The organism is Pseudomonas glycinis (genome assembly GCF_054871425.1).
On sequence record NZ_JBTYHF010000003.1, the window covers coordinates 97,210 to 119,498 of the forward strand.

The 22,289-nt window shown below is 61.0% G+C and carries 17 protein-coding genes; 9 read left to right on the forward strand and 8 right to left on the reverse strand.

Annotation, left to right across the window (positions count from 1 at the left end):
• Nucleotides 1-160: 160 nt before the first annotated feature.
• The 7 genes from cobJ to ACYSTU_RS08170 all read right to left on the reverse strand — a co-directional run bounded on the left by cobJ (nt 161) and on the right by ACYSTU_RS08170 (nt 7,002).
• Nucleotides 161-1,861, reverse strand: coding sequence for a precorrin-3B C(17)-methyltransferase (cobJ, locus tag ACYSTU_RS08140; RefSeq protein WP_498997350.1), 1,701 nt, complete (start codon nt 1,859-1,861; stop codon nt 161-163).
• Nucleotides 1,861-2,595 carry a precorrin-2 C(20)-methyltransferase gene (locus tag ACYSTU_RS08145; protein ID WP_024011416.1) on the reverse strand — a complete coding sequence of 245 codons (735 nt, stop codon included), beginning with the start codon at nt 2,593-2,595 and terminating at the stop codon, nt 1,861-1,863. Before ACYSTU_RS08145 ends, cobJ begins: the two co-directional genes overlap by 1 nt.
• Entirely contained in the window at nt 2,592-3,218 is a 627-nt protein-coding gene (locus ACYSTU_RS08150) for a precorrin-8X methylmutase (protein WP_024011415.1), read from the reverse strand. Before ACYSTU_RS08150 ends, ACYSTU_RS08145 begins: the two co-directional genes overlap by 4 nt.
• The gene (cobG, locus tag ACYSTU_RS08155; protein WP_243433024.1) at nt 3,211-4,509 is read right to left on the reverse strand and encodes a precorrin-3B synthase; all 1,299 of its coding nucleotides are present in this window, start codon (nt 4,507-4,509) and stop codon (nt 3,211-3,213) included. Before cobG ends, ACYSTU_RS08150 begins: the two co-directional genes overlap by 8 nt.
• A 156-nt stretch (nt 4,510-4,665) precedes the next feature.
• Nucleotides 4,666-5,316 (reverse strand): hypothetical protein, encoded by a 651-nt coding sequence (locus ACYSTU_RS08160; RefSeq protein WP_498997355.1) that lies wholly within the window; start codon nt 5,314-5,316, stop codon nt 4,666-4,668.
• 53 nt (nt 5,317-5,369) lie between these two features.
• Nucleotides 5,370-6,407 (reverse strand): hypothetical protein, encoded by a 1,038-nt coding sequence (locus tag ACYSTU_RS08165; protein WP_498997358.1) that lies wholly within the window; start codon nt 6,405-6,407, stop codon nt 5,370-5,372.
• The gene (locus ACYSTU_RS08170) at nt 6,331-7,002 is read right to left on the reverse strand and encodes a hypothetical protein (protein WP_425644088.1); all 672 of its coding nucleotides are present in this window, start codon (nt 7,000-7,002) and stop codon (nt 6,331-6,333) included. Before ACYSTU_RS08170 ends, ACYSTU_RS08165 begins: the two co-directional genes overlap by 77 nt.
• A gap of 225 nt (nt 7,003-7,227) precedes the next feature.
• On the opposite strand from ACYSTU_RS08170, the gene cbiE reads away from it, so the two are divergent.
• The 8 genes from cbiE to ACYSTU_RS08210 all read left to right on the forward strand — a co-directional run bounded on the left by cbiE (nt 7,228) and on the right by ACYSTU_RS08210 (nt 15,741).
• Complete coding sequence (gene cbiE / locus ACYSTU_RS08175; RefSeq protein ID WP_498997362.1) at nt 7,228-8,439, forward strand: precorrin-6y C5,15-methyltransferase (decarboxylating) subunit CbiE; 1,212 nt, start codon at nt 7,228-7,230, stop codon at nt 8,437-8,439.
• Nucleotides 8,432-9,529, forward strand: a complete 1,098-nt coding sequence (locus tag ACYSTU_RS08180) for a cobalt-precorrin-5B (C(1))-methyltransferase (protein WP_122881161.1) — start codon at nt 8,432-8,434, stop codon at nt 9,527-9,529. Before cbiE ends, ACYSTU_RS08180 begins: the two co-directional genes overlap by 8 nt.
• On the forward strand, nt 9,526-10,242 hold the full coding sequence (locus ACYSTU_RS08185; RefSeq protein WP_264364461.1) for a cobalt-precorrin-6A reductase: 717 nt from the start codon (nt 9,526-9,528) through the stop codon (nt 10,240-10,242). Before ACYSTU_RS08180 ends, ACYSTU_RS08185 begins: the two co-directional genes overlap by 4 nt.
• A gap of 376 nt (nt 10,243-10,618) precedes the next feature.
• Nucleotides 10,619-11,017: a DUF2946 domain-containing protein gene (locus ACYSTU_RS08190; RefSeq protein WP_073471760.1), complete on the forward strand. Its 399-nt coding sequence runs from the start codon at nt 10,619-10,621 to the stop codon at nt 11,015-11,017.
• A gap of 48 nt (nt 11,018-11,065) precedes the next feature.
• Complete coding sequence (locus tag ACYSTU_RS08195; protein WP_498997366.1) at nt 11,066-11,545, forward strand: copper chaperone PCu(A)C; 480 nt, start codon at nt 11,066-11,068, stop codon at nt 11,543-11,545.
• A 21-nt stretch (nt 11,546-11,566) separates the two neighbouring features.
• The gene (locus tag ACYSTU_RS08200) at nt 11,567-12,013 is read left to right on the forward strand and encodes a DUF2946 domain-containing protein (protein WP_490808490.1); all 447 of its coding nucleotides are present in this window, start codon (nt 11,567-11,569) and stop codon (nt 12,011-12,013) included.
• Between the two features lie 84 nt (nt 12,014-12,097).
• Nucleotides 12,098-14,218, forward strand: a complete 2,121-nt coding sequence (locus ACYSTU_RS08205) for a TonB-dependent copper receptor (protein WP_498997369.1) — start codon at nt 12,098-12,100, stop codon at nt 14,216-14,218.
• 149 nt (nt 14,219-14,367) lie between these two features.
• On the forward strand, nt 14,368-15,741 hold the full coding sequence (locus ACYSTU_RS08210; protein WP_476310864.1) for a PepSY-associated TM helix domain-containing protein: 1,374 nt from the start codon (nt 14,368-14,370) through the stop codon (nt 15,739-15,741).
• Between the two features lie 46 nt (nt 15,742-15,787).
• Here ACYSTU_RS08210 and ACYSTU_RS08215 read toward each other — a convergent pair whose 3' ends face one another.
• Nucleotides 15,788-20,596 carry a DUF4329 domain-containing protein gene (locus tag ACYSTU_RS08215; RefSeq protein WP_498997372.1) on the reverse strand — a complete coding sequence of 1,603 codons (4,809 nt, stop codon included), beginning with the start codon at nt 20,594-20,596 and terminating at the stop codon, nt 15,788-15,790.
• A 301-nt stretch (nt 20,597-20,897) separates the two neighbouring features.
• On the opposite strand from ACYSTU_RS08215, the gene urtA reads away from it, so the two are divergent.
• The gene (gene urtA / locus ACYSTU_RS08220) at nt 20,898-22,163 is read left to right on the forward strand and encodes an urea ABC transporter substrate-binding protein (RefSeq protein ID WP_016771886.1); all 1,266 of its coding nucleotides are present in this window, start codon (nt 20,898-20,900) and stop codon (nt 22,161-22,163) included.
• Nucleotides 22,164-22,289: the final 126 nt, after the last annotated feature.

A 22,289-nucleotide genomic window follows, 5' to 3' on the forward strand; every position in this document is an offset into this window, starting at 1 on the left:
AATAATTAGCGGACCGGCGCGACCGTCGGGCATAAAAAATGGCCCTGCCCTGTGGGACATGACCATTGTTTATTGCTGGTGGAAAACAATTGAAACTTCAATCGGACTTACAACCGCTCAAACTTTCCCGTCGCTGAGAATTGCATGAGCGGAGGGTTTTTCAGGACAGCGGTTTTTCACCATACCAACGCGGCGTGTACACCCATTCACCGCCCCCGGCACGGGCGAAGGTGGAGGTGGTCGAAGAGCCGATCAACACCATGGTGCGCATGTCCACCTGTTCCGGTGTCAATGCGCCCAGGGTCGTGGTGCGCAGCGTCTGCCCCGGCCGGCCGATGTCCCGACCGAGCACCACCGGTGTTTCAGGCAAGCGGTGCTGCGCAACAATCTCCAGCGCCCGGCCCAACTGCCACGGGCGCGCCCGGGAAATCGGGTTGTAGAACGCCAGGGCCAGATCCGCTTCGGCGGCCAGATCCAGACGTTTCTCGATGATCGACCACGGCTTGAGGTTGTCCGACAGCGACATCACACAGAAGTCGTGGCCCAGCGGCGCACCGGCCTGAGCCGCAGTGGCCAGCGAGGCGGAGACGCCGGGGAGGATTTCCAGATCAACGCTGTGCCACGCCGGGTCATCCGATTCGTGCAGGGCTTCGAGCACCGCAGCGGCCATGGCGAATACCCCCGGGTCGCCCGAGGAAACCACGATCACCGAGCGGCCTTCGGCGGCGAGCCTGAAGGCATGGCGGGCACGCTGCATTTCTTCGCGATTGTCGGTGCAGTGCTGCACCTGATCATCGCGGAACGGGCCGGCCATCCGTACGTAGGTTTCGTAACCCAGCACATCGGTGGCGCGGGCCAGTTCGGCTTTCACCGCTGGCACCATCAGTTCGGCGGCGCCGGGGCCAAGGCCAATGACCGCGAGGCGACCACGCGGGCGGCCGATCTGCGCGACGTCCAGCGGTTGCTCGGCAATCGCGATCGCCAGATGTTCTGCGCTGATCACCTTCGCCGCAGGCACTGCAACCCGGGCCAACGTCTGAAGATCGTTTTGCGCCGCGACGAAGCGCAGCGGCACGCCCAACTCGAGCGCAGCTTCGCGCAAATTCGATGCGGCCATTTCAGCGTCTGCTGCCACCAGACACGCCAGTGCCGGCACGGCGACGCTGGCCTGTTGCAACGCAGTGCGAATGGCGTTCGGCAGATCCGCCACCTCAGCACTCACCGCCACCGCCACACTGCGCGGGTAGATCAGCAATTCATCGGCACTGGCCACCCGCTGCGCACTGCTCACATGAATCGACCGCTGCGCCTGCGGATCCTGCGGCAACTGCGCCTGATCCAGCCATGGCGCCGCGCCTTCGATGCGCACGCTGTGCCCGGCGAGCAGGTCGGAAACGAAGCGTTTGCCCGACTCCAGATCCGCCAGTGCATAGCCGCTCGGCGGATTGAGCAGGCAGGTGCCAAAGCGCAATTCGCCGCTGGTGGTGATCGCCGGCGCGACTTGCAGCGCCGCCGCAATCTCCCGGGCCATGACGTTGACCCCGCCGAGGCCACCGAGCAACGGCACCACCGCGCTGCCGTCTTCGGCCACCGCCAGCACGGCGGGTTCGGCGCCTTTCTCCAGCAACAGCGGCGCCAGCGTGCGAATGACAATGCCGGCCGCGCACAGGGCAATGATCGGTGTGTCCTGCTGATACAACGCGCGCAGGGTCGCGCCGAATTCCTGATAGCTGCTGTCGGCGCCTTCAACCCGTCCGGCGAGGCCGTGGATCTGCGCCGCCGGATAGACCTGTTGAATGCGCCGCGCCGTGGCGAGGCTGCCCTGGCCGAGAATGACGATGGCGGGAGTCGCTTGGCTCATCAACCTTGCCACCGTTCGCCCGGGACGATGATCAGCGAGAAGTACGGCGAGGACATCGGCTCGACCTGATCCATCGGCACGATCTTCTGATTGGCCATGGTCGCGCGCTCGACATACAGCGCGCGCTCGGCGAGACCGAGTTCTTCCAGCACCTGACGCACCTTGGGAAAGTTGCGTCCCAGTTTCATGATCACCGCCGCATCGGCATCGGCCAGACGCCGCTTCAATTCTTCCTGGGGCAGCACGCCGGAAAGCACCGACAGGCTCTGATTGCGATACACCAGCGGCGCGCCGAGCACCGAAGCGCCGCCGAGCATCGAGCACACGCCGGGCACGACTTCGGCCTCATAACGGCTGGCGAGGCGGTCATGCAGGTACATGTAGGAGCCGTAGAAGAACGGGTCGCCTTCGCAGATCACCGCCACATCGCGGCCGGCATCCAGATGTTCGGCGACCGCCACAGCGGCTTCGTCGTAGAAATCGCTGATGACCTGTTCATAGGACAGCGGCGCCGGCAACGCCTCGGTGGTCACCGGATAGACCAGCGGCAGCAGATTCTGCGCCTCGACCAGATGCGCCTCGATGATGCCGAACGCATTGCCCTTCTTGCCCTTGGCCACGAAATACGCGACCACTGGCGATTCGCGCAGCAGGCGCAAGGCTTTGACGGTGATCAGTTCCGGATCACCGGGGCCGACACCGAGGCCGATCAGACGTCCTTTGGCCTCCATCATTCGATCTCCGTGGCGAGGGCATTGACGGCGGCGGCGGCCATGGCACTGCCGCCCAGGCGACCCTGCATGATCACGAACGGCACGCCGCGACTGTCGGCGGCCAGTGCCGCTTTCGACTCGGCAGCACCGACGAAGCCGACCGGGAAGCCAAGGATCAGTGCCGGTTTTGGCGCGCCGGCGTCGAGCATTTCCAACAAGTAGAACAGCGCGGTCGGTGCGTTGCCGATCACCACCACACTGCCTTCAAGGTGCGGGCGCCACAGTTCCAGCGCGGCGGCCGAGCGGGTGTTGCCCAGCTCACGGGCAAGCTCAGGCACGCTGTCGTCGCGCAAAGTGCAGATCACTTGGTTATTGGCCGGCAGACGCGCGCGGGTCACGCCTTCGGAGACCATCCGTGCGTCGCAGAGAATCGGCGCACCGGCCGCCAGAGCATCGCGCCCGGCCTTGCCCGCGCCCTCGGAGAATTGCAGACCGTCGACGGCCTCGACCATGCCGCAGGCGTGGATCACCCGCACCGCCAGTTTTTCCAGATCGGCGGGAATGCGCGCCAGATTGGCCTCGCGGCGAATGATCGCGAAGGAGTTGCGATAGATCTCCTGACCGTCGCGGATGTAATCAAGCATCAAGGGGGCTCCGGGAGCGGGCGTCGAGCAGGGTCGCGGCCGCTTCAATAGTAAGGTTGCAGGCGTGCAGCGTGCCGAATCCGGGCTGTGCTGCATCGCGAAAATAGAGGTCGTAATGACCGGGGGCGGCCGCCAGCAGCGTGGCTGGCGCGCAATGGGCGGCGGCGCAGGAGCGCGAGCAGCCCGACAGGTGCACGCTGAGCCCTGCGGGCAGCAAAGGTGCCAGTTGCCGGGCATCCTGTTTGGTGTCGGCAAGGCCTTTGCCGCAGCCATCGGCGCCGGTGCAGGCGATCAGGCGAGCCAGTGGTTCGGCCTCGGTCGTCAACAGACCCAACGCCCGCAACTGCTCAAGCACGTTGTCGGTATCCGTGGCTTTCACGTTCGGCAGCAGCAGGCTCTGCCACGGCGTGAAGCGCAGACTGCCATCGCCAGACTGTCGGGCCAGTTGCGCCGCGCCACGCAGCATCGCCGGATCGAGACGGCCCAGTGGCGGCACCGCGACGACGTAGCAGCGGCCTTGCGTGTTCTGCTGATGAGCGCCGATGTGCAGCGCGTCTGCCGACGCCGGGCGCTGCCAATTGCTGATTGCCTTGAGCGATACGCGCTCGCGCAACGATTCCAGAAACGCGAGCCTGGGCAACTCATCGAGCAGATGGCGCATCCGTGTTTGCTCTGGCCGGGCCAGGTCGAGGAACAGTTCCAGCGCGGCGACCACCAGCGCGTGAGCGTTGTCCTGAGTCACAGCGCCGAGAGGGCGATCGGTCGGGCAACCGGCCAGACCGAATGCCCAGAGGACTTCGCCGTCACGCTCGAATGCCGACAGCCACAGATCGTGCGGATGTTCGAGCATCGCCAGCGCTTCGCCGCCATCGAGCTGCACGGCGAACTTGGCGCTCAACTCATGGAAGCGCGGATGGCTTTGCAAGGTGTCGAGGATTTGCCCTGCGAGCGAGCGCGTGTCGATCAGCATCTGCCGATCGATGCCGGCGGCCGGGCTGAGCATCAGATTGCGCACATCGTCGCCGGCAGCGTTCTTTGGCCCGAGGCCAGCGGCCAGCAAGCGCTCGATCAGCGCTGCCGATTGCGCACCGATGCCGCGAATCTGCAGGTTGCCGCGGTTGGTCGCTTCGATCGCACCGCTCGCAAACGCTTCGGCGACAGCGGCCACCGCATCGGCCTGATCCGCGCTGATCGAACCGCCATCGAGCTTGATCCGACAGATACCGCCGTCCAGTGCCTGGACGATACGCAGCAACCCCGGGCAAGCCGAGGGGCGTAAGGCGGTGGACATCGGGCGTTCGTTCAAGGGGCTGACCGGTTGTGTGGCAGAAGCGCTTCGCGGGCGAAGGCGCAGTATTATGCCTGCTTTGCCCACCGGTATGAAAAGTCTGCCCTCTGTCTCGACCGGTGGGGCAGGCAGGCTTCAGTTGTTGCCTCTGCCGCGCTCTCAGGTCAGGGCGATAATCTGCTTTTCGCGCCGCTCACCCAATAACGCAATAATCCTGGCTCTCGAGAAACAGTAATCATCGGCATCTATAAGAGCCTTGTAGCAATCAACAGCAAGGTTGCCCACGATCTGCTCAGCATTGAAGCGTCGCTCAAGCACATTGCCCGGAACAGGCTCTTTGACGGCAAACGAAATGACGACCATCGTAATCGTTGATTCCGCAGATACGCTGCCAAGCATGAAGCGAATCGACTTGCCCTCTTGCAGAATATTTCGCTGAAGCAACTCAAGGGCAGCACCGTTGCTCTCCAGTTGCGAGGTCAGATTGGCAATTACCTGTTGGTTCAAAACTGCCGGCGCCCAACCTTGCAAGAGTTCTTGAGTCAACTCCAGCAGAGTAAAAGTATCGGGCGTAGTGACCGGCGCGCTGATAACCGGATCGTCGAAAAACAAAGCACCGGTGACCTTCAAAGCCGTTTTATTGGCGTCATTCCATGCATCGCATTCAACAGCATCGGGAACTTTATGCGAGGCGACCGTTTGTGAATAAAGCAGCGCATCGAGACTATCGTCAATGTCAGATGCCGACAGCTCTTTACTCACCAGCACTAATGCCCCTGCGCATACGAAAACCTTCGAAATCGCGAACATTTGCATCTCCCACAAAAAAAACCAGAGGCTTGCGCCTCTGGCATTAATCACTTTCAGACCGATTGGCCAAATTCGTAGCTGAGCGCTTTCTCACGCTGCTCAGTCAGAGCCTTGACAATCAACGGTTCTACCATTGCATAGTCTTCCTCATCCATATACATCGTGGCGCCGGCGTTATAAATCTCCACAGCAGATGTAGCCCACTCTACAAACAGTACTTTGGTAGGTTGAGCCGAAGCCAGATATTGCACAGCAGCGATTGCCAGGGTGATACCACCTTCATCATCCTGCGAAGCCGCACTCATGCAAAAGTTGCCACCTTCGGCTTTCTTCGAGTTGTTCTCGAACAGCGTCAGGGCCTGTGGTTCATTTTTCAGCGCATCCATGGTCGCATCTGCCACAGTGGACAATAATTTAAGGGCTGCCTGGCCCTGTCCTACTGCTGCACTAACAGCGGTATGCAGAACAGACAGGACAACATTATCCATGGTCAGTTTTTGCGAAGTAGCGGTATATCGATTATAAGGCTGGCTGAAAGCAAACCAGCCAGCCAGTTTCATCAATCGCATAAACTCGTTATAGCGCTGTTCCTTTTGGCTGGAGGCCGGATACTTGAGCAAGGCAACCAGATCGGCATACATGTAGGTGTTTTTAACGATTCGCTTGCTGCGCTTGGACATGCTTGCATCAAAACCTGCAATACCCGAGCCCATGATTGCAGCATTCAGTTCATCTTTATCAATCGGCAAGCTACTGCCAACACTTGCCGAACGCGAGCGCAGCACTGGCTGCGCAGCGATAAACTCATTGGTTTGTGCAATCAAATTAAACCGCTCAACAGCGGAGATTACATCTTTATTCAGCTCAGTCATAAATGGATTCCTTTCATAGTTGAAACACCGACCTGGTGTGGAAAACAAATTAATCACAGCGCCGGAGTTAATCAAATCGAAAATCCATGCATTTAATTTCAGACCATCATACAAACCAGCAAACAAAGCTCTCCAACTAACATCAAGCGCCCTGAGCCAACTCAATTTCACGCGTGCGCATATCAAGTACTGCTGCAGCCAACTGAAGCCGATTTTCATTTATCGCGGCAGACCTGATCAAGAAGCGCCTGGAGCGGATATCAAGCTCCGAACCCGTATGTTGAATAGTCCAGAACAAATAGGTAGAGGACCACTTCGCATCAAGCAAGCGAACATTACTGACGACAATCTCCAACTCCCTATTGAAATTGTATTGAGCAGGAGAAAAACGAAAATCGCTCCACTCCCGAGCGCCACCTCTAAATACATCTATTGCATCTGAATGTGTCTCAAGCATATGGAACGCTTCCTTCATTAGCCCGACTTTCTCCCGACTTAGTTGTTGCGACAAGGATCGCGCCCAGACGTCCAGCGCATTGCCGGTGAAGTTCTTGTCAACATGGATTACCGGAGCCTGCTCCAGGCTCCAGCCGACAGACCAAAGCACCCCAGAATAATATTCGAACCAAGCAGCTGGCTCACTGTTTCTGTTATGACGCAAATCGGCTCTGTATTCTGCCCAGCGCATACTGTCTTTGACGAATCGTTTGTCTTCCGGCGTCAACCCGGAAAAGAAGGACAACAGATTATTCCCCATCACTGTCGCACTGCCTTGGTTGGGCAGTGCCGAGATACTGTTCAAAACATCGCTCATTTCAATTATCCATTCGATTATTCAACTTACTAAAAAAGTACCTTCCAGATATTCACAAGTACTTTCAGCGGAACGCCGATTCAATACTTGCGAAGAACTCGAAAAATCACAAAAAACAATGTAAACATTCAATGTCGGCGCTCCTGAAAAAAGGACAGCAGCCAGTTATCGATTGTCGCGTTATCATGTCGCCCGCTTCGCTGGACGCAGGATCTGGAGTATGAAATGGGCGATTGGCTGACCGTTGTGGGTATTGGTGAAGACGGCTTCAAGGGCCTGGGCAAGAATGCCCGGCGTGCTCTGCTGGGCGCTTCGCGGATCGTCGGCGGCCAGCGTCAGCTGGACCTGCTGCCGCCGTGCATCGGCGGCGAGCGGCAATTGTGGCCGAGTCCGTTTTCCCTCGCGCCAGTGCTCGAGTCGCGTGGCGAGCCGGTCTGCGTGCTGGCCAGCGGTGATCCGATGTTTTACGGCGTCGGTGCCAGTCTGGCGCGTCATGTGCCGAGCGCCGAGATGGCGATCATCCCCGCCCCTTCGTCCTGCGCATTGGCGGCGGCGCGCCTGGGCTGGCCGTTGCAAGAGGTGACGGTTGTGTCGCTGGTGGCGCGTCCGCTGGCGGCGCTCAATGCGCATCTGTTCAGCGGCGTGCGTCTGTTGCTGCTGAGCAATGACGGCAGCAGCCCGGCCGCCGTTGCGCAATTGCTCCGCGAGCGTGGTTTCGGCCCAAGTCGCATGACTGTGCTAGAGCACCTGGGCGGTGCCGCCGAACGACGTATCGAACGCCGCGCCAGCGAATGGGACGACCTGGCGGTCGCCGACCTCAATGTCGTCGCTGTCGAGTGCCTGGCCGACTCCGGTGTTGCCGGCCTGTCGCGCCTCGCCGGTTTGCCCGATTCGGCGTTCCGTCACGATGGCCAGTTGACCAAGCGCGACGTGCGCGCCATCACCCTCGCCCGCCTGGCGCCGAAACCCGGCGAACTGCTCTGGGATGTCGGCGCCGGCAGCGGCTCGATCGGCATCGAGTGGATGCGTGCGCACCCGAGCTGTCGTGCCATGGCGGTCGAGGCCGACGAGGGCCGTCAGCAATTGATCGAACACAACCGCGATGCGCTGGGCGTACCCGGCCTGCAACTGATTCGTGGCAAGGCGCCGCAAGCACTGGATAACCTCGAACGGCCGGACGCTGTTTTTATCGGCGGCGGCGTCACCCGTGAGGGTGTATTCGAAATCTGCTGGGACCGGCTCAAGCCCGGCGGCCGTCTGGTGGCGAACGCCGTGACCCTGCAAAGCGAAGTCACCCTGATGCATTGGCGCGAACAATACGGCGGTGAGCTGACGCGCATCCATGTCGCCCAGGCGCAGCCGCTCGGCGAGTTCGACACCTGGCGTCAGGCATTGCCGATCACCCTGCTGGAACTGGTCAAACCCCTCGATGCGTGACGAAACCGCCGAACAACCCGCGCCCCTGCGCAGCGGTCTCACCACCGGCAGCTGCGCCACCGCCACCAGCCTCGCCGCTGCGCGCCTGTTGCTCACCGGCATCGCTGCCGACGCGGTGCACATCACTTTGCCCAAGGGCAAACAGGTGCAGATGCGCCTGGAGTTCTGCCGACTGAGCGAAGACGGCGCCGAAGCCGGTACGATCAAGGATGCCGGCGATGACCCTGATGTCACCCACGGCGCCCTGCTTTACTCACAGGTGCGCCTGTCAGCCGAACCGGGAATTCGCTTCAACGCCGGTGTCGGCGTCGGCACGGTGACCCGACCAGGTCTGGTATTGGCCGTCGGCGAGCCGGCGATCAATCCGGTGCCACGCAAAATGATCAGCGATCATCTGACCTTGCTCGCCGCCGAAACCGGCTACGGCGGCGGCTTCGAAGTCACGGTCAATGTCGAGGGCGGCGCAGAACTGGCGCTGAAAACCATGAATCCACGGCTGGGCATTCTTGGCGGCCTGTCGATTCTCGGCACCAGCGGCATCGTCCGACCGTTTTCCTGCGCCGCTTACATCGCCTCGATCCATCAGGGCATCGACGTGGCGAAAACCAACGGCTATCTGCACATCGCTGCGTGCACCGGCAACGCCAGCGAAGACACCATGCGCCGGGTCTATGACCTGCCGGAAATCGCCCTGATCGAGATGGGTGATTTCGTCGGTGCGGTGCTCAAGCATCTGCGCAAAGTACCTGTGGATAAACTCAGCCTGTGCGGCGGCTTCGGCAAGATCAGCAAACTCGCCGCCGGGCATATGGATCTGCATTCGCGGCATTCGAGCATCGATTTGCCGCAGCTGGCCGAATGGGCGGCGGCGATTGGCGCGGACCCGGCGTTGCAGCAAGGCATTCGCGAAGCCAATACCAGCCAACAAGCCTTGGCCATGGCCAGCACGGCGGGCATTGCTTTGGGGGATGAGGTTTGTCGCCATGCGCTGAATTTCGCTCGCAGCGTAGTGCCGGCGCAGGTCCAGGTCGAGGTGTTTGCCATTGATCGTCAGGGCGGGATTGTCGGCCACGCCGGGGGTTTTGCATGAAACGGATCCTGCTGCTCGGCGGTGTGACTGAAGCGCTGGCGATTGCCCGCACGCTCGGCCCACAACATATCTACAGCCTCGCCGGCGTTGGCCGGGTGCCGAGCGATTTGCGCTGCCAGGTTCGGGTCGGCGGCTATGGCGGCGCGGAGGGTCTGGCGCAGTTCATCGCCGATGAAGGTGTCGATCTGCTGCTCGACGCCACGCACCCGTACGCCGCACAAATCAGCGCCAACGCCGCCCGCGCGGCACAGCTTGCCGGCATTCCCTGCTGGGCCTTGCGCCGCCCCGCCTGGCAGCCGCAAGCAGGCGATGACTGGCGCGAGGTCAGTGACTGGGCCGAACTGATCACAGCGCTGCAACCGTTCCACCGCCCGCTGTTCACCCTCGGCCGTGAACCGCTGCAACACCTCGACGAAATCCCCGCCCACCAGTTCTGGACCCTGCGCGCCCTCGACATCTATCCCGGCAACCCACGCTGCGAAGTGATCGGCGCCCGTGGGCCGTTTCTGCTGGAAGACGAGCGAGCGCTGTTCGAGCGCAGGCAGATCGATGTGCTGATCAGCAAGAACAGCGGCAGCAGCGCGACTGAGCCGAAGCTGGAGGTGGCGCGTAAGCGGGGAGTGCCGGTGCTGGTGTTGAAGCGCCCGGGGTTGCCGGGGGTTGATCGGGAGTTTGGATCAGTCGCTGAAGTCCTCGCTGCCCTTTCCCACTGAATCGGCACGGCCCTTTGTGGGAGCGAGCCTGCTCGCGAAGACGTTCGGGACTACCTGAAACCCCCCAGCGGATCTGGGCCAATACATCAAGGGCTGTGAACTGGAAGACTCGGGAGATGGGCAACTTAACCGAGCAGCAGGTCGAGACGTTATGCAGACCATACGAGCACGAATAGAGACCGATGCGGATTTCGCCCAGGCATTGCGAGTCGAAGCCGCTACACTCATTCACGGCGGCGAAATCGAAACGGGGCGCAGACTGTTACAACTTTTGCAGCAAGCACTGCGACACCAAACCGCACGACGCTTTTTTACTTATCGGCCCTGATCAGGCTAAATGGGCCGCGCCTGATCGCCCACCCAACGGACCTGTCCCATGAACCGACGCCGGTTAGCATTTGCCTGGATCGCCTGCCTTGCAGTGCTGTTCAACATGCTCGCCATGCCGCTGAGCGGGGCGATGGCGCAGGCGGCCAGTTCACCGGCCGAGCAGATACTCTGGAGCAGTTTCTGCACCGGCAGCGGCATGAAGATGGTGGCGATCGACATCGGTGCCACGGATCAGAAGGCCCCGCAGAACGACAGCCATTCGAACATGCAGCACTGCTGGTGTTGCTCAGGTGGGGCGCCATTGCTGGCGCTGCCGGGGCATTCGCCGCAGCTGTATTTCGCGCAATTTGAAAGCAACCGCAGCGTTGCGCCCGTCTCCCTGCAAGCCCCGACGCCGCGCCAGCAATGGCCGAGTCTCAATCCCCGTGCTTCCCCTCTGGTCTGATTTGTTCGCGCCACAAATCCGCGTTTCAAATCGTTCTGGAGAACTGCCATGTTGAAGAAACTCTTCGTCCTCGCCGCGCTGTTGTTGCCGGCGTGCTTCGCCCATGCCCATGAATACAAAGCGGATGCGCTGGAAATCGCCCATCCGTGGTCGCAGGAACTGCCGCCGAATGCGCCGACTGTCGCCGCCTACTTCATCATTCACAACACCGGCAAAAGCGCCGATCGCCTGCTCAGCGTCGACTCGCCCATCGCTGCACAAGCGCAGTTGCACGAGCACGTGATGCAGGGCGATCTGATGAAGATGCAGCAAGTACCGAGCGTGCAAATCCCCGCCGGCGGCACCGTGACCTTCGCGCCGATGGCTTATCACGTGATGCTGCTCAACCCGAGCGATCGCAGTCTGCTCAGCGACGGCAAGCGTTTCCCGGTGACCCTGCATTTCGAAAAGGCCGGTGACGTCAGCGTTGAAGTTGCCGTGCAGAAGAAAGCGCCGGAATCCGCTCAGGGCCACGTGCACGCTCAGTAACCGTTTCGGCTGACTTCGCCCATGCGTCCGTTGCGCACCAGGCCCGTCCCGCATCACTGTCAGACTCAAGCGCTGACGCGTGGCAGCTGGATCGCCCTGTTCGCCATGCTGATGATTTTCATCGGTCCACTGATTTCTCAGTCGATGCCGATGGATCAACACGCCTCGACGTCGATGCCAATGAGCATGGACATGTCGATGGACATGCCCGGCATGGATCACAGCGGCCATGCAGCCCAGCCTGCGGCCGAGCATTGCCCGCCGCAATCTTCGCATCACGTGCTGTGGGAAAAATGCGGCTATTGCAGCCTGCTGTTCAATTGCCCGGCACTGACCGGCGGCGGCGATTTCGTCGCCTTCAACATCCCGCCACCGAACACCTTCACCCCATCCTCCCCGCGTCTGGGCCATGCCCGCCAACCCTTCTTCCCCGGCGCCCGCACCCGCGCCCCGCCCATCGCCACGTAAACACGCACCTCTGATTGCACACGGTTGAGAAGACAGCTCCAGGCTGCCGGCCGTGGTGTTTACGACTGTTCGATGGAAATTGTCATGTCCAGGTTTACTGCTGTCCCCTGCGCGGAATCTGCCCGCGCGCACTTTGCCCTGAATGAATCGCGGATTCGTTGCAGGCACGCGATTGCCGTCCTTTGCGGCGTACTGCTGACACCGCTGGCGCTGGCTGATGATCACACCGGCCACGAAAGTGAACTGAGTCCGACGGTGATCACTGCCATCGCCCCGAGCTCACCACTGACGATCGTCACCAACCCCAAGGATCCGCGCCAACCGGTGCCGGCCAGTGACGGTGGCGATTACCTGAAAACCATTCCCGGCTTCGCTCTGGTGCGCAATGGCGGCACCAACGGCGATCCGGTGCTGCGCGGGATGTTTGGTTCGCGCCTGAATATCCTCACCAACGGCAGCATGATGCTCGGCGCTTGCCCTGGCCGGATGGACGCGCCGACTTCGTATATTTCACCGGAAACCTACGACAAACTCACGGTGATCAAAGGTCCGCAGACTGTCCTCTGGGGGCCGGGCGCATCGGCCGGTACGGTGCTGTTCGACCGTGAGCCGGAGAACTTCGGCGAACTCGGCACTCGCGTCAACGCCAGCATCCTGGCTGGCTCGCATGGGCGTTTCGACAAGGTTGTCGACGCGGCTGCCGGCGGTCCGTTGGGCTACGTGCGCGTCATCGGCAACACCGCGCATTCCGACGATTACCGCGATGGCAACAAAGACATCGTCGCCTCGCGTTACGACAAGTGGAACGGCGATGTCGCACTGGGCTGGACGCCGGATGCCGACACCTTGATCGAACTCACGGCCGGCAAGGGCGACGGCGAGGCGCGGTATGCCGGGCGCGGCATGGACGGTTCGCAATTCCTGCGCGAAAGCCTTGGCCTGCGCCTGGAAAAATCCAACATCAGCGAGGTGCTGGAAAAACTCGAGGCGCAGGTCTACTACAACTACGCCGACCATGTGATGGACAATTACACCCTGCGCACCCCGTCCGCCACCGGGATCATGGCAGGGCCCATGGCGTCCAACGTCGACCGTCGTACCCTCGGCGCACGGATCAAAGCAACCTGGCGCTGGGCTGATGTTCAGCTGATCACCGGCCTCGACGCACAGACCAACGAGCACCGCCAGCGCAGTGCAATGGGCATCGATACCTACAAGGACCTGCCGTACAGCAAGGACGCCGATTTCCATAACTACGGCGTGTTCAGCGAAATGACCTGGTACGCCGCCGAGCGTGATCGCCTGATCACTGGCGCCCGTGTCGACCGTGCTTCGGCCAAGGATTATCGGCAGACCACCGGCTCGGGGATGATGTCCCGCCCCAACCCGACCGCCGGCGACACCCGCGCCGACACCCTGCCCAGCGGCTTCATCCGTTACGAGCATGACCTCGCCGACAGCCCGACCACGCTCTATGCAGGCCTCGGCCACGCGCAACGCTTCCCGGATTACTGGGAGTTGTTTTCACCCAAGTCCGGCCCGGCAGGATCGGTCAATGCGTTCGACTCGATCAAACCGGAAAAGACCACGCAGTTCGACTTCGGCGTGAACTACAGGAGCGCCGACCTCGAAGCCTGGGCCTCGGGTTACATCGGTGTGGTACGCGATTACATCCTGTTCGACTACACGCCGGGAATGATGGGCATGAGCACCTCGCGCGCGGAGAACATTGACGCGCGGATCATGGGTGGCGAACTCGGAGCTGCCTACAACCTGACCGACAACTGGAAAGCCGATGCGACCCTGGCCTACGCCTGGGGCAAGAACAGCAGTGACGGCTCGGCATTACCGCAGATGCCGCCGCTGGATGCGCGTTTCGGCCTGACCTACAGCCAAGACAACTGGAGCGCCGGCGCACTCTGGCGAGTGGTCGCCGCGCAGCACCGCATCGACGCGAACAAGGGCAACGTGGTCGGCAAGGATTACGCCCAGAGCTCCGGCTTCGGCGTGTTCTCGCTCAACGGCGCGTACCGCATCAACCAGCACTGGAAGGTCAGCAGCGGCGTCGACAACCTGTTCGGCAAAGCCTACGCCGAGCACCTGAACCTGGCTGGCAACGCCGGGTTCGGTTACCCGGCCAATGACCCACAGGCAATTAATGAACCGGGGCGCACGCTCTGGACCAAAGTGGATATGAGTTTCTGACACCAACACCTACCCATGTGGGAGCGAGCCTGCTCGCGAAGACGACGCCACGGTCGGCATTGATATCGACTGAACAACCGCTTCGCGAGCAGGCTCGCTCCCACTGGTAACAGACAACGAAAAGAACCAAGCCAAGCGGAGCACACGTGATGCAAAAGCCTCAACCCAATTTCTACAACCTGGCCTGGCGCTGGCATTTCTATGCCGGGCTGTTCGTCGCGCCGTTCATGGTGATGCTGGCCCTGACCGGGATCATTTATCTGTTCAAACCGCAGCTCGATTCGCTGATGTACAGCAGCCTGCTCGACGTACCGGTCGGGCACCACACGGTGCCGGCCGATGACTTGCTGCAACGGGTGAAAGCTGCCTATCCGCAAGGCCAAGTCACTCAGTACCTGCCGCCGGTGAATGCCGAACGCAGCGCGCAATTCGTGGTGAAAAATGCAGGTCACGAACTCAACGTGTTCGTCGATCCGTACCACGGTGACATCCTCGGCGAGCAGGATGCCAAGCAGAATCTGCAAGCCATCGCCCGTGCGATCCACGGCGAATTGATGATCGGCACGGTCGGCGATCGCCTGATCGAAATGGCCGCTGGCTGGGGCGTGGTGCTGGTGGTCTCGGGTCTGTTTCTGTGGTGGCCGCGCGGTCAGGCGGCGGGCATTCTATGGCCGCGTTTGAACAGCCGCGGTCGAGTGTTGTGGCGCGATCTGCATGCGGTCACCGGGTTCTGGGGCGCGACATTGCTGCTGGTGATGTTGCTCAGCGGCATGACCTGGACCGGTTTCTGGGGCAAGCAATACGCGCAGGTGTGGAACGTGTTTCCCGCCGCCATGTGGGACAACGTGCCGACCTCCGACATCGAGGCACGCAGCCTCAACAGCGCGACCCGCCAGACCGTGCCGTGGGCGATGGAAAACACACCGATGCCGATGTCCGGCGACCACGCCGAACACATGAATCACGGCAATGCCCATGCCGGTCCCGCAGCACCCGAAGTCAGCCTGCAGGATGTGCAGCACATCGCCAGTGAGCGCAAGGTCGAGCCCGGCTACAGCATCACCCTGCCGACCACCGCCACCGGCGTGTTCACCATTGCCGTATTCGCCGATGACCCGCGCAACGACGCCACCCTGCATATCGATCAGTACACCGGCAAGGTTCTCGCCGATGTGCGTTTCGAGCACTACGGCACCGTTGCTCGCGCTACCGAAATCGGCGTGATGCTGCACGAAGGCAAGATGTTCGGCACCTTCAACCAGATCGTCGTGCTGCTGATCTGCCTGATGATTCTGCTCAGCGCCGTCAGCGGCGTGGTGATCTGGTGGAAGCGTCGGCCTGAAGGCAAGTTCGGTGTGCCGCCGTTGCGCCATGACCTGCCGACATGGAAAACCGGCGTGGCGATCATGCTGGTGCTGGCGGTGGTGTTTCCGCTGGTGGGGGCTTCGCTGCTGTTCGTGTGGTTGCTTGACCGGTTCGTCTTGCCACGAGTCGCCCGGCGCACCGTCGATCTACCGCGCTGATAGTGTGGCGCGGGCTCAGTGGCCCGCGCTCGACTCGGCATTCGAATTACAACTCATCTCTGATCCGCACGGCACCTTCGGCCGCCGGCTGTTGCCGACGGATTCGCCAACCACTGCCCAGGTGCCCGGTATGGCGCCAATACGCGCCTGCCACCAACACCTGAAATTCGCCCAATTGCAGGAGTCGGGAGACAAATTGCCCAGGCGTGAGGCGGCTGACCCATTGCCCGTTTTCATAAACGACAGAACGGGTCAGCAGCAGATCCCGTTCGGCGTCTGAGTACACTGGCGTGTATTTGAGCAACTCATGGCCGGGCGTGGAGTAGTAATACCCACGAATATCGAAACCTTGGTTTTTCAACTCGTGGGTGTGTGCATACACCAGCGCGGGTTCGGCGAAATTACTGCGGATCTGTTCGTTGTCAGCGACCAGCAAGGTATTGCCCGACAGGCTGAATTGATGACTGGCCACGACTGCATAACCGTCAGGGAAGCGCGGTGCCGGTCGGCGCCAGTCGGTCGCAGGGTCCTCGGCAGTACGGAAAAGACGCAGACGAAGATTTTCCTCGTTGGCGAACCACGCAACAGGCTCCAGCGGGACAAAGCGCTGGCCGGAGTTTTCCCCGAGAACCGCGCCCTCATAACCGGTCCGAGCGAGTATTTCATTGTCGGTCCGTTGCTGGGCATAGCGGGCAGCATCGTCGGGATGCTGGAAGATCGGCCCCAGCGCCGGAACCGGATGATTTTGCCAGTGGCGCTCACGAGATATCTCGGCAAGGCCCGGTTGCCAGCCCTCCCCGACCCGACCACGGCGAGACCAGCAGGCGCTTGTTTCAAGGACATGCAGGTCACCGGCTCGCGCCATCCGGTTTACGTATTCGACAAGGCTGAAAGTGCCCTTGCTGTTGTTGCGTTCATCAATCGCCGCCTGCTCCATTGACACAAAAGCGTTGGGGCGCAATTCCACTTGCCCGAACCGGTCGAAGAATGTGCCGGGCTCGAACGCGTGCAGTTGCAGCCTCAGCAGCGCTCCGTCGGCGCAGGAGAAGTAGATCGGTTTGTAACCCTGTGGCGTACTGGCCCGTCGACACGCCTGCTGGACTTCGCTGGGCATGGTCAGCACGTGCCGGATATCCGTGGATCGTGCGCCAAGCGGCGGCAGGACGGCGCGCAGATAAATCGAATCCAGCAGAAAGCCTGATGGCAGTCGCCCGTGCTCGAAAATCCGGTCCAGCGCCAGCGCCGACCGTTGTGCAGTCAGCGGCAGACTGGCAAGAAACACACCGCCGGCCGAGCGCAGGATGACACCGAAAGTCTGCATATCGCGGCTCACCGCCAGCTCATGGACATATCGAGCGGCCGCATCTGCCTGAAGAAATAACGGGCTGCACACCGCCGCAGTAGCGGCTTTGCTGTAATCCGTCACGATCTGCAGATCGGCGGAGAACGGCACCCAGCGCGATACTTGCCGGGGCAGGCCCCACAGGTCACTGCCGGTGACGACCTGCAAATAACCCGTTCTGGCGAGCGAGTCGATCCAGTCGATCGGTTTCAATTCACCGCTGTAAAGGCGCTGCTTGATGGTCTCGCCATCCAGTGATGCGGGCAGGCTATTGCTTGCCGTCAGGGCAATCGACAGATCGGCGCGCAGACGCTCCCACAACCCAGGCTGATAGCGAATCGTCGCACCGTCCGGCGCGAACAGGTATTCATCCCAGACCACAGGCTTGCGCGTGAATGCCGAGTACAAGGTATCGACCGACAGCATGTTCAAGTAGATCTGTTTGTCGATGGCCGAAAACGCTACCGACAGCTCCCTCGGGACTCTGGAGCGGTAACGCGCAACGATCCGGCAATTTTCTGGAAACAGTCCGGCAGCGCGAGTCTCGTCGGCGATGATCTCGCTACTGTCGAAATTTTCGCGTGTCACTTCAATCGGCGAGGTAGCGACGTAGAGGCCGTCGGAGCGTTTCAGAATGACACCGCCATAGAGTTTGTCGGTGCTCTGCGGCAACAGCGATCGGGCATGCACCGCCGCATCGTCGGCACTGTGAAAAACCGGCCCCAGGGCGCGTCGCTGCAGATTTGCGTAAGGCTGCCAGGTTTTCTTTACCAAACCCGGCCGGTCCCAGCACAGACTCGTACGCAGCACGTCAAGTTGACCACTGTCGACCACGGTGTGCACGAAGTCGGATGGCAACAGCCTTTGCGCAGCGAGATCGTCCTTGAGCGTTTGCAGCGTCGTCTGCGAGCTGTCGTCGTAGAACAACTTGCTGGAGCTGTTGAGCACATACCTGAGCAGAGCACCATCACCAGTGGCGATATACAAAGTTCTGTGCCGGCCAGTGGCGATGACCGGACGCCGCTCAGAGAGATACATGGCAACCGTCAGCGTCTCTGGCGTGACGAAGTAATGCGCGAGCCAGTCCTGGGGATGGCGCAAGGTTTCCCCGATTCGCTGGTGCATGTAATACACGGCATGCAGGTCGAAGCCATCCGGGTACTGATACCAGGGAGCTGTCCTGCTGGAACTGAACACCGACTCCTGACGAAACAGATTAGTGCCGCTATCGCTGACGGGTATCAGCTCGCTGGCGATGTATTCCTCCCGCCCCACGTGCTTGAGGATGAAGCCGAACCAGGTTTTCTTTTCGTCGTGCAAATGCACGTCAGTACTGGATTGACTCAGTGCGGCCTCGTCCGCCGAGGAAAACACCGCACCAAAGAAAATCCTCGCAGGACGCTTCCACGGCATTGTTGTGGCGCCAGGCGCAGGCACTTGCGTTGGCGGATATGGCTGCAAAGAGAGATCTGGCAATGACGGTTTCGGTAACGTCGGCAGCGGCGGCTCAGACTCGCCTGGTTCAGCCACTGACGCTATTGGCAGGCTCCAGTCAGCGCCGATTTGCCCGCGATAGCCCCACAGTGCGTGATCGATCAGGTTGAACAAGACGCCGGCCTGCGCCTGTTCACGCACAAAGGCCTGTGGCCGTTCAGTGCCGTTGCGCAGCGCACTGACAAGCTCGCCCGGGTGCTTGCCAGTGCCGAGGCGTCTGGCCAGCTCCCTGGCGAAGACGGTGGTGTAGGGCTGGAACCTGATCAGGCTGTCACCGGCACCAGAGCAATACAGAGCGATCCCGTCGAGCAGGGTCTGCCGCAGCTCGTCAACGTTGAGCATCTGCACATCCAGCAGAGCCTCGGCACGGGTCCAGCGCAGATACCGGATATGCACCGGGTCAAGTTGCGAAAGCGCAACGTGAGCGACATAACGCGCATGCATGGTGTGGTCGTCTGGAAACACCGGCCGACCGTGATTGTCCAGAGGATAAAGCCGCCCCTGGCTGAGCGTATCGATATCCCCGGGCAAGGGTTCGGTCACCACGAAACGCTTGTCGCTACGCTGAAAAACATACCCCGCGTGCTGCTGATCACGGCGAATGCCCACGAGCTCATGGGCATGGCGAACCGCATCATCGGCCGCCAGAAAAGCCCGGCTCAATCGCGGCCAGGGAAAGTTGGCGAAGGGCTGCCATTGCAGACCCACCGGCCCCAGATGCGCCCACAACGCACTGCCGCGCACGACCTCCAGGGTCCCGGCCAGTACCAGCATCGAAACAAATGCGCGGGTATCCAGTGTGCCGGCCAACAGCCTTGCCTGCACACCGTTGTCACTGACCGTGCCGTCCGACTGCGTAACGCTCAGTGCCGCTTCGATCGAATCGCCGCTGAAGCGGTACTTCAACATCGCATGATCCTGCGCCCGCATGTACAGCGACAACGCACGCCCTGCTTGCGCCAGATGTTGGCTGCGGGCATTCGCTTCGATAGCCCAGGCGATCTCCCGGGGCGTGAAGAAGTTCTCGTAGAGCCACGGCTGGCCAGGTGGAAACTGTGCCGGGTCGGGTCGCGAGGCGAAGTAAAAGCCCTCCAGCAAATACCCCTTGGGCAGCTGCAATTGCCCTTGGGCATCAACCGGAAATATTCGCTCAGGATCCCATGCCGCCAGTCCGGCCGGGCGCGCATGGGTGGCGACATACTCCTCGCCGGTCAGTTTTTTCAAGATCAGGCCTGTCGTCTGCGCGCCTCTGGATTTCAACGCGGCCAGCACGGCGCGTTCGGTATTGACGCAGACACGGGTCATCAGCGGCAGTTCGGTGACCACACCCTTTGAAAACGACGCGCCGGCCTTCCAGTCCGCAGGTACGCGCCCCACCGAGTAGCCCCAGTCGGCATTCGAAACAATGACTTTGAGTTCACCCACGGTCGCCAGTTTGTTGATCACCGCCATCACGTCATAGGCCCCCGCCGGATGGCCCGACGGCCCGCCGGACTGCTGCCAGAGAAAGTAGTCGCGCTCCTCGGGCGAGCCGCTCGAGACGTATTTAAGCAAGCTGCCATCCGGGCCTGAAAGGTAAGCGCTGCGGAAAAAATCCCGCGCCGACACATCGCCAATGAAATCGCCGCCTGAATAGAAACTCATGAACAGCCGGAGCAGTGTTTCATCCTGACGCCGATTGCCATTGCGGAACTCGGCATGGATCGGCGGATGGCTGTGAACGCTGGCGACGCACCGGTAGCCCAGCGGATGAAGCATGCCGCCAAGGACATCGGTCTGCACAATTGTGCCGAAGTCAAAACCCGTGGCCTGCCCGGCGATGGGTGAAGTGGCGAGCAATTTCCCGTCCGGACGCAGCAGGATCACGCTGCCGTACTCTTTGTCCGGGTTCAGTGGAATCCGCGTGTGCACCCAATAGGCGGCGTCCTCTTCAGTCAGAAAGGCCGGGCTCAGTGGCGGCAGCTTGAACGTTGCTGAAGAACTTGCGGAACGACCGGATCGGCCTGAGACATGACTCATAAAAACCTGCGCTGAGAATCGGGATGAGCGCGTGAGTGTGGGCCGTCGGTTTTCACCTGCTGTGGTACATGTTTATCGTTTCTGTATCCGCATCTGCGCGACAGTTCGCGCCCCAATCTGGCGCAACTCCACGCACCATCGCCCACCTGCCGTCCCCTCCTGGTGCACGCCCTCAGCGCGCAAGCGCTCTGGCACGACATTTTCTTGCCTGAACGCGACCGGGCACAGCCTTTGCAAAACACACTTTCAGTCGTTCGCATCTGCCAACCAGAAAAAATCGAATGTTCATGGAGATCGCACAATGAAGCGTCGCAGTTTGATCAAGGCTTTCACACTCACGGCATCCATTGCCGCGATGGGCATGACCTGGACTGTCCAGGCCGCCGAGACCATCAAGGTCGGGATTCTGCATTCGTTGTCCGGGACCATGGCGATCTCCGAAACGTCGCTCAAGGACATGGCGCTGATGACCATCGACGAGATCAACGCCAAGGGCGGCGTGAACGGCAAGATGCTCGAGCCGGTGGTGGTCGATCCCGCTTCCAACTGGCCGCTGTTCGCCGAAAAGGGCCGACAGCTGCTGACCCAGGACAAGGTCGCGGTGGTGTTCGGCTGCTGGACCTCGGTTTCGCGTAAATCGGTATTGCCGGTGTTCGAAGAACTCAATGGCCTGCTGTTCTACCCGGTGCAGTACGAAGGCGAAGAGATGTCGCCGAACGTCTTCTACACCGGCGCCGCGCCGAACCAGCAAGCGATCCCCGCCGTTGAATACCTGATGAGCGAAGAAGGCGGCAGCGCCAAGCGCTACTTCCTGCTCGGCACCGACTACGTCTACCCGCGCACCACCAACAAGATCCTGCGCGCGTTCCTGCATTCCAAAGGCGTGGCCGACAAGGACATCGAAGAGGTCTACACGCCGTTCGGTCACAGCGATTACCAGACCATCGTTGCCAACATCAAAAAATTCTCCGCCGGTGGCAAGACTGCCGTCATCTCGACCGTCAATGGCGACTCCAACGTGCCGTTCTACAAAGAGCTGGCCAACCAGGGCCTGAAAGCCACCGATGTACCAGTGGTGGCTTTCTCGGTCGGTGAAGAAGAACTGCGCGGCATCGACACCAAACCGCTGGTGGGCAACCTCGCGGCGTGGAACTACTTCGAGTCGGTGGAGAATCCTGCGAACAAGAAATTCGTCGCGGACTGGAAAGCCTATGCGAAAAAACACAATCTGCCGGGCGCCGATAAAGCCGTGACCAACGACCCGATGGAAGCCACCTACGTCGGCATCCACATGTGGGCGCAGGCGGTCGAGAAAGCCAAATCCACTGACGTCGACAAAGTGCGCGAAGCACTGGCCGGGCAGACCTTCGCTGCGCCGTCCGGTTACACGTTGACCATGGACAAGACCAATCACCACCTGCACAAGCCCGTGATGATCGGCGAGATCCAGAGCGACGGGCAGTTCAACGTCGTGTGGCAGACCGAAGGCCCGATCCGCGCGCAACCATGGAGCCCGTACATTCAGGGCAACGACAAGAAGCCGGATTATGCGGTGAAGAGCAACTGAGGCGAATTCAGTTTTTGAGGCGAGCATGAGACTTCCCCCTCACCCCAGCCCTCTCCCTCAGGGAGAGGGGGAAAGGGAGCCGATCTTCATGCTCTTCAAACCCTGAGTTCGACTCAAGTTCGCAAG

Coding starts and splice junctions, on each gene's coding strand:
- cobJ (WP_498997350.1), bottom strand. CDS start 1,861: ATGAGCCAAGCGACTCCCGCCATCGTCATTCTCGGCCAGGGCAGCCTC.
- ACYSTU_RS08145 (WP_024011416.1), bottom strand. CDS start 2,595: ATGATGGAGGCCAAAGGACGTCTGATCGGCCTCGGTGTCGGCCCCGGT.
- ACYSTU_RS08150 (WP_024011415.1), bottom strand. CDS start 3,218: ATGCTTGATTACATCCGCGACGGTCAGGAGATCTATCGCAACTCCTTC.
- cobG (WP_243433024.1), bottom strand. CDS start 4,509: ATGTCCACCGCCTTACGCCCCTCGGCTTGCCCGGGGTTGCTGCGTATC.
- ACYSTU_RS08160 (WP_498997355.1), bottom strand. CDS start 5,316: ATGTTCGCGATTTCGAAGGTTTTCGTATGCGCAGGGGCATTAGTGCTG.
- ACYSTU_RS08165 (WP_498997358.1), bottom strand. CDS start 6,407: ATGAAAATCGGCTTCAGTTGGCTGCAGCAGTACTTGATATGCGCACGC.
- ACYSTU_RS08170 (WP_425644088.1), bottom strand. CDS start 7,002: ATGAGCGATGTTTTGAACAGTATCTCGGCACTGCCCAACCAAGGCAGT.
- cbiE (WP_498997362.1), top strand. CDS start 7,228: ATGGGCGATTGGCTGACCGTTGTGGGTATTGGTGAAGACGGCTTCAAG.
- ACYSTU_RS08180 (WP_122881161.1), top strand. CDS start 8,432: ATGCGTGACGAAACCGCCGAACAACCCGCGCCCCTGCGCAGCGGTCTC.
- ACYSTU_RS08185 (WP_264364461.1), top strand. CDS start 9,526: ATGAAACGGATCCTGCTGCTCGGCGGTGTGACTGAAGCGCTGGCGATT.
- ACYSTU_RS08190 (WP_073471760.1), top strand. CDS start 10,619: ATGAACCGACGCCGGTTAGCATTTGCCTGGATCGCCTGCCTTGCAGTG.
- ACYSTU_RS08195 (WP_498997366.1), top strand. CDS start 11,066: ATGTTGAAGAAACTCTTCGTCCTCGCCGCGCTGTTGTTGCCGGCGTGC.
- ACYSTU_RS08200 (WP_490808490.1), top strand. CDS start 11,567: ATGCGTCCGTTGCGCACCAGGCCCGTCCCGCATCACTGTCAGACTCAA.
- ACYSTU_RS08205 (WP_498997369.1), top strand. CDS start 12,098: ATGTCCAGGTTTACTGCTGTCCCCTGCGCGGAATCTGCCCGCGCGCAC.
- ACYSTU_RS08210 (WP_476310864.1), top strand. CDS start 14,368: ATGCAAAAGCCTCAACCCAATTTCTACAACCTGGCCTGGCGCTGGCAT.
- ACYSTU_RS08215 (WP_498997372.1), bottom strand. CDS start 20,596: ATGAGTCATGTCTCAGGCCGATCCGGTCGTTCCGCAAGTTCTTCAGCA.
- urtA (WP_016771886.1), top strand. CDS start 20,898: ATGAAGCGTCGCAGTTTGATCAAGGCTTTCACACTCACGGCATCCATT.